At 58.8% G+C, this 6,709-nt stretch carries 7 protein-coding genes; 3 read left to right on the top strand and 4 right to left on the bottom strand.

Annotated elements, in window-relative coordinates:
- Positions 1-595 precede the first annotated feature (595 nt).
- Positions 596-847: a TIGR02647 family protein gene (locus G113_RS18170; protein WP_005908309.1), complete on the bottom strand. Its 252-nt coding sequence runs from the start codon at positions 845-847 to the stop codon at positions 596-598.
- 210 nt (positions 848-1,057) lie between these two features.
- On the opposite strand from G113_RS18170, the gene G113_RS18165 reads away from it, so the two are divergent.
- Both G113_RS18165 and G113_RS18160 read left to right on the top strand, forming a co-directional pair.
- Positions 1,058-1,609, top strand: a complete 552-nt coding sequence (locus tag G113_RS18165) for a hypothetical protein (RefSeq protein ID WP_005908307.1) — start codon at positions 1,058-1,060, stop codon at positions 1,607-1,609.
- A 247-nt stretch (positions 1,610-1,856) separates the two neighbouring features.
- Positions 1,857-2,249 (top strand): DUF2750 domain-containing protein, encoded by a 393-nt coding sequence (locus G113_RS18160; RefSeq protein WP_005908305.1) that lies wholly within the window; start codon positions 1,857-1,859, stop codon positions 2,247-2,249.
- Positions 2,250-2,317: 68 nt separating this feature from the next.
- On the opposite strand, the gene G113_RS18155 is transcribed toward G113_RS18160, so the two are convergent.
- Together G113_RS18155 and G113_RS18150 are read right to left on the bottom strand one after the other, a co-directional pair.
- Positions 2,318-4,132 (bottom strand): extracellular solute-binding protein, encoded by a 1,815-nt coding sequence (locus G113_RS18155; protein ID WP_005908304.1) that lies wholly within the window; start codon positions 4,130-4,132, stop codon positions 2,318-2,320.
- Positions 4,133-4,223: 91 nt separating this feature from the next.
- Positions 4,224-5,117 (bottom strand): EamA family transporter, encoded by an 894-nt coding sequence (locus tag G113_RS18150; protein ID WP_005908303.1) that lies wholly within the window; start codon positions 5,115-5,117, stop codon positions 4,224-4,226.
- A gap of 324 nt (positions 5,118-5,441) precedes the next feature.
- Between G113_RS18150 and G113_RS18145 the strand changes: the two genes are divergently transcribed.
- Entirely contained in the window at positions 5,442-5,633 is a 192-nt protein-coding gene (locus G113_RS18145) for a hypothetical protein (protein WP_005908302.1), read from the top strand.
- Between the two features lie 40 nt (positions 5,634-5,673).
- Here the strand turns inward: G113_RS18145 and G113_RS18140 are convergent.
- Positions 5,674-6,709: HD-GYP domain-containing protein (locus G113_RS18140; RefSeq protein ID WP_005908300.1), on the bottom strand; the 1,036-nt coding region annotated here is incomplete at its 5' end.

The following is a 6,709-nucleotide window of genomic DNA, read 5'->3' as shown; positions in this document are numbered from 1 at the left end:
GCTCTGTAATTGTTACAGTAATTTAAGAAAGCCGTGGTGCCTCTGGTACCACGGCTTTTTGTCTATCTGGGCTTTGCCAACCGGATGCCAGAGACAGATCTGGCGACTATTTCCTATCGGTATAACCACTCCAGCACGGGATGATTGTTTGTGCGGCTATCAATGAAATGACAGCGGCCATACCGGGTTGAGCGTGCTTGATCTCGCCTGAGTGTGTTAAAAACAAAGTATCAACAGGCACAGGATTGTTTGGCAGGTTTGTCTATGAAGAGGGGGATTTGGTTAGCTGCTTGTCTGGCGGCCGGTGGGGCGTTAGCCTCGCCACCATCGCATGTTCAAGCTGACCTGGTCGCCGAGACAACGCCTGACCTGGTCGCCGCCGAGCAGGCGCGCCTCACTTGTCTGCAATTTTTGCATGTTCGGCTGGGGGGAAAGATCGCGCCCATCAGCATGGAGACCCGCCCCGTGCCCCACAGGGAGCAACAGTGGCTGGTGGACGGCAATGTAAAAGGACCCGAAGGTCCTTTGCTGTTTGCGTGTCACCTGCAGCAGGGCGCACGCTGGGAATTGTTGAACTTCTCGCTCTGGGCGGCGCCTACGCCACCGGCCTGAGGGCAACCAGCAGGTGTTGAAGATGCTCAACCATCGTCATGCCAAAGGGGGTCAGGTAGCCGCCATCTTCGGTGCTGATCAGACCCTGTTGATGCAGGCGTCCTGCCGCCTGGCGGAGAGCATCACTCATATCACTACGTAACTTGATCCCCACACTCAAATTCGCTGGATCAAAGCAGGCCAGTACTTTCAGTTCATGGACAAAGTCTTCAGAAATCTGGTCGATCCCAATCATGGACAGGCTCCTTACGCTAATGATGTATGCAAATTAGCACTCCCCGGGGGAGTTTAGTGGGCGCTGGGTCAAAGTATTGGCGATTATGGCGGGCAGGCTGGCTGTATGGTGATTTTTCAGGCAGTCAGTGCGGTGAGCATTGCCGCTCGCCGTGATAGGATAGGGCCTCATCGGCCTAATACCCGTATTCCCTTGTCCAAGGCAACCCGCATGACCCGCATCACATTGATTTCTCTGCTTCATCGCCTTTCGCCCCAGTTTCCCATCTATCCGGTGGCGCAACTCTTGCCTCAGTTGAGCGAACACAAGGGGGAGGTCTGGTTGCCTCCGCTGAGCACTCCCGACGTGGCGGCCCTGCGCGCCAAGGTGGCCCCGCAAGCACAACGCGAGTTTGCCTCCCTTGCCACTGGCTGGTGTGATTTTGCCGCGAGCGACAGTGGTGATACGCCTGAGTTGGACGCCTTGGCCAGTTATGATGAAGAGATGCTCGATAACCTGCGGCTCTACTGGGGCAGTGCGGCCAAGATCAATCACCCGATCACCGATAATCTGTTTGAGCTGCGCAGGGGGGTAGTGGATGAGGCTCATGGCACCAAGCTGGCCGACGCCTGGGAACGCCAGCAAGAGCTGCGATTTACGCAGTTGATGTCGGCGGCCCAGGGGCAGGATCTGCTCTGTTTCGTCGAGGTCGAAGCGGCCTATTGGCTGCGCCAGCGCCTGAGTGAGCAGGTCGAGATAGAGCTGCATATTCCCGCTCTGTAGAGGGACCCTGTCCGCTTTGCCAAGTACAGCCCTCTGTACGACGCCCTGCTTAGCCAAAGCCTATCTGGTGCGCACTATGGGTGTACTGGCGACCCGAACGGGTCATGTGGCCTCCATTCACTGGACAAGGCTGCGGCAAGATGTGAACATGTCGCCCTTTATTGCGCGAGCCTACCCGGTTCGGGTCATCATAGACTCGGCAGCCCGGGCCCGTCGCGATCCTTAGCACTGCATAAGAGACTTGACCATGAGCTATGAACTGACCGATACCGAGCGCAATGCCGCGCTGCAACTGAACGCCGACTACCGCTACGATCACTTCATCAGCAAGCTGGTCGAGCATGAAGAGCTGTTCGTGCTGACCGACGAACACGGCGTCATGATGCTGACCACCGAAGACGAAGATTGCATCCCGGTGTGGCCGCACCCCGAATACGCCCAGGCCTGGGCTGAAGGCGAGTGGGCCGAGTGCAAGCCGCAGTCCATCACCCTCAAGGTATGGCTGGAACGCTGGGTTGAAGGCATGGAGCAGGATGAACTCTGCGTGGCCGTCTTCCCGACACCGGATCAGGAAGGCATCGTGCTCGAGCCTGCCGATGTGGCCGATGCGGTTGCCCAGAAGCAGGCCAAGCGCGGTTAATTCCTCCGCCTGTGCTAAACACAACCCCGCCATTGGCGGGGTTGTGTCGTTTTGGGCATGGCGATGGCTCAGGGTTGCAGGTAGCGGGTGTCGCGGATATTGACCGGAGGGAAGCGGGTGCCTTGCTTGATGGCGTCCAGGGTCTCCTGCTTCACTGTCTTGTCTATCCAGAACAGTCCCCCGTAGCTGTAACCAGAATTGAAGCCATCAAGGGGCCAGTAGAGCACCTCGCTCTTGGCGGTGGCGATACCCTTGGGCAATTTGATCCAGCGCCAGGCCCCTTCCCGGGTATAGGGCACCTGATAGGTGGGCACGAAGCTGGCGATCTCATAGAGCCGTGCCTGGATCTGGCGCGACAGTTCTGCCTTCTTGGCGAAATCGAACTCCTTGTCGTACTGCTCTACCAGGGCCGTGATGACGTCATCATCGATGTTCATGATGTTGTTGGTCTGTGGCTTGTGGGCGTTGACCTTGTGGAAGTACTCCCAGTAAGCGGGATAACGCCCCGTACTCCAGGCCATCCAGGCGCTCTGGTGTTTCTTCTCCAGCATGGCCTTGAAGCCCGCGGAGGCATCCATCAGATTGAGATCCAGGTTAAGACCCGCCTTCTTTGCCTCCTCGCGTAGCATGGTGAGGCGCTGGGAGTGTTCCGAGGTGGTGTAGATCACACTCAGTGACAGTGGCCTGCCCTTGGCATCTTGCAATATGCCGTCTGGCCCGGCCTGAGTGAAACCCGCTTTGGCAAAATAGTCGCGGGCAATTTTAGGGGCGAAGGGGCGCGCCTTGAGGGCGTTATTGGTGAAGTCTCCCTGACCAGACCCATAGTTGTTGAGGCGCTGGTAGTCGCCGCGCAGCAAGGTACTCAGCATCTTGTCGATGTTGAGGGCGTACTGGATGCCGAGCCGGGCATTGAGGTCGCTCAGCAAAGGATCGTCGATGTTGAGGTAGAGCCCGGTCGGGGATTGCGGCGTCTGGGTATAGAACCAGATGCGGTCTATGTAGCCCTTGTCAAATTCGGGGGTCTTGGTCTTGTCGTGCCACCAGTTTGGGATCACCAGGCCGAAGGTATCCAGTTCGCCGCGCAAAAAGTGCTGCCAGGCAATGTTGAGATCGCGCAGCACCTTGATCTGGATGCGGTCGGGATTGAACCTGTGCTGGAAGTAGCGCTCATTGTTACCCCACCAGTCGGGAATGCGGCTGAAGGTGACGGATTTTCCTTTCTTGACCTCGGTGAGTTGATAAGGCCCAGTGACCGGCAATACCTTCCAGTTGTACTCCCGTACCCAGCTGTCATCGAGTGTGATGGCGTGACTGGGTTCGGGGGAGAAGGGGAGGGAATCGAGCAAGTCTTCCCGGCTCTTCTCGCTGCCGCTGGTGATGGCCAGAGTGTGGTCATCGAACTTGATCACATCGACAATCTGGGTGCTGTAGTAGTTGTTGTACCAGGGAGCATTGATCTGCTTGCTGCGCAGCATCTTGAGGGTGAACAGGAAGTCGTCTGCGCTGACCGGCACACCGTCGGACCAGCGAGCCTTGGGGTTGATACGAAAATACATGGTTTTGTGATCGGCCCCGAACGCCCACTGGTTGGCCAGCATGGGAATAGGGTTGCCGGTATCCGGATGGCTGGCCAGCAGAGGCAGCCGGTTCTCTCTCATATAACCGGCGAAGGCGCCATTGGCATCGGGGCCATAGTTGCGCAGGGTCAGCGGAAAACTGGTCATGAAGGTGCGAAAGGTGCCGCCCCGCTGAGCTGCCGGATCGGCATAGACGGGATCCGTATCGTTGCTTTCCCACTTGAGATCCGTTGGCAGGGTGGCACTCCACCCGAGCTGAGTCCAGCACAGGGCGAGGGCGGCGGCCCCTAGGTGATTCAGTCGCATATCCTTTGCTTCCTTGTCGTGACTGCGTGTTGATACTCTTATCTTACAATAGCGGGCCGAGCCATTGGCATGACCCCATCATGAGAGGCAGTTAGGCTCGGGTCAATGGTTTGGACAGATCTAGGCGTCCCCCCAGCAGGTGTACCAGGAAGCCGAGCAGCACCAGTGCGGAGCCCAGCCACTGCAAGGGGGTGGGATGCTCATCAAGCAAGATGGCAGCGGTCACCATGCCGACACAGGGAACCAGTAGGGAGAGCGGCGCAACTTGGGCCACCGGGTAGCGCATCAGCAGCCGTCCCCATAGCCCGTAGCCGAGCCAGGTGGCGACCAGTGAGAGATAGAGCACGCAGAGTAAGCCTTTCCAGCTGAAGTGTTGCAGGCTGTGGACGATAAGCTCCGGCCCTTCGAACAGCCAGGAGAGAGCGAGAAACGGCAGTATGGGTACCACGCCTCCCCAGGCAATCAGGCTGGGCAGGGACGTCTGGTAGCGCAATCCAATCTGGCGGTTGATGACGTTACCCAGACCCCAGCAGGCGGAGGCACACAGGGTCAGCATGAACCCGAGCAGAGTCAGATTGCCTTGACCATGGGTGGCGATGAGGTAGAGGCCGGCTCCCGCCAGCGGCAGGGCAATCCAGTGGTGGGGTTGCCAGCGCTCCCCCAGCCAGATCATGGCGAACAGCAGGGTAAATACCACTTGGGATTGCAGCACCAGAGAGGCCATTCCCGCGGGCATGCCGAACTTCATGGCACTGAACAAGAAGGCAAACTGTCCCAGGCTGATGGCTCCGCCGTAGGCCAGCAGCCAGCGCCAGGGGATGGTGGGTTTGGGGACCAGCAAGATGGCGGGGAAGACGACACCAATAAAACGCAGCGCCCCGAGCAGCAGCGGAGGTATTCCCTCCAGCCCCCACTTGATCACCACAAAATTGAGACCCCAGCAGAGGATAACCAGGGCGGCCAGACACTTGTCCTTGGCTTGCATGAGACTTCCTTGTTTGACATCACAGGTAATGATCCCGCCAGGACCGGCAGGCAAGTGGTCGAGGATAACCCCGGCAGGGGGTCCGGCGTCAACCGGGACGCCAGTGTCAGGCTCATTTAGGTAGGCGGTGGAGCGCATAACATATGGCGTTTGAACGGCGATGCCCGAAGCCGTTCGTGATAGAGGGGATCCTTTGAAAGCATGCCTTGATTGGCGTGTCGGTTCACGCAGCAGGGAATTGTTCGGGAGGGCGCAGTGCGGACTAAACTCTAGGAGACAGCCCCGCTGGGCGGGTTGCGATCAATGATCAAACGGAGGTACTCCATGAGCGATCATTCCCTACTACCCCATGGCGAGGATCTGCGCCGGGCGGTGCGTTGGTTGGCCGAGGGGCATGCCAATGACCCCCACGCCATCGAGGAGGCCTGCCTGCGTTTCGATCTCTCTCCTCTTGATGGGGAGTTTCTCATCACCCACTGGACCGTGCCTGGTAATAGCACCAGTCGGCCAGCCTGATGCTGAGCCGTGTCGGATCCTGTAGGACACTGGGTTGTCGTCAGACGAAGTTAGCGAGGGTGATGCCATAATCCTTGGGATCCACGGTACTCTCTATAGTCTCACTAACGCCGGGTTTGGCAAGGTCGAGCAGTTGTACTTCCAGATAGTGCCGTTGGGCAGCGTGATAGATAACCTTGACCAAGGGTTTGAGCGGCGTCAGTTCGTTGCGCTGCATCACTAGGGCTAAGCGCTGATTGGAGAGCAGCACCAGGGTACCGACCGGATAGACCCCCATGCACTTGATAAAACGCGTCACCAGTCCCTCATCGAAGTGAGTGACAGCCCCCTTGAGCAGGATCCTGAACGCCTGGGTCGGCTGCATCCCCTGTTTGTAGACCCGGTCTGCCGTCACCGCATCATAGACATCGACGATGGCACTCATGCGCGTATAGAGAGAGAGCTGCTCGCCCTGAAGCGAGCGAGGATAGCCGGAGCCATCGAGCCGCTCATGGTGATTGGCCGCCACCTCCAGCATGGTGGGGGTGATGCCGGTGGTGGCCTTGAGGATGTCGTGACTGTGCACCACGTGTTCGCGCATGATGGCAAACTCTTCGTCGGTCAGCTTGCCCGGTTTGTTGAGCACGGCATCCGGGGTCATTATCTTGCCCACATCATGGAGCAGTCCCCCCAGGGTCAGCTCCTTGAGCACGTTGCGCTCGAGCCCCAGATAGCGGCCAAAGTTGGCGAGCAGTATGGCCACGTTCATGGAGTGCTCCATCAGGTAGGCATCCTTGGCACGGATGCGCGCCAGGCAGAGCATGGCATCCCCGTGGCTGAACATGGTGTCGACCATCTCCTCGGCCACGGCGGCGAGCGGCGTGATGTCGATGGGTTCGCCGGCCTTGAGATGGCGAATGAACTTGCCTTGCAGCTCGCGGGCTTCTTGATAAAGGCGGCGGATCTTGAGCTCGCGCCCTTCCCCCTGAACGCGGGGCTCCTGCATGGCGCGCATCGACGGGATCGGCGCGCCCGGCTTGTCGGTCGCCTCCGGAGCCTTGTCCTGACTCAGTTGGCTGCGACTGAGATCGACCCGT

The sequence above is a fragment of the Aeromonas molluscorum 848 genome (genome assembly GCF_000388115.1).
Classification (GTDB): domain Bacteria; phylum Pseudomonadota; class Gammaproteobacteria; order Enterobacterales; family Aeromonadaceae; genus Aeromonas; species Aeromonas molluscorum.
The sequence above is the reverse complement of the archived record's forward strand: the minus strand, read 5'-3'. Positions and strand labels throughout refer to the sequence as shown.

What these genes read in the sequence shown, in the direction of transcription:
- G113_RS18170 (WP_005908309.1), bottom strand. Translation starts at nt 847, where the DNA reads ATGATTGGGATCGACCAGATTTCTGAAGACTTTGTCCATGAACTGAAA.
- G113_RS18150 (WP_005908303.1), bottom strand. Translation starts at nt 5,117, where the DNA reads ATGCAAGCCAAGGACAAGTGTCTGGCCGCCCTGGTTATCCTCTGCTGG.
- G113_RS18165 (WP_005908307.1), top strand. Translation starts at nt 1,058, where the DNA reads ATGACCCGCATCACATTGATTTCTCTGCTTCATCGCCTTTCGCCCCAG.
- G113_RS18160 (WP_005908305.1), top strand. Translation starts at nt 1,857, where the DNA reads ATGAGCTATGAACTGACCGATACCGAGCGCAATGCCGCGCTGCAACTG.
- G113_RS18145 (WP_005908302.1), top strand. Translation starts at nt 5,442, where the DNA reads ATGAGCGATCATTCCCTACTACCCCATGGCGAGGATCTGCGCCGGGCG.
- G113_RS18155 (WP_005908304.1), bottom strand. Translation starts at nt 4,132, where the DNA reads ATGCGACTGAATCACCTAGGGGCCGCCGCCCTCGCCCTGTGCTGGACT.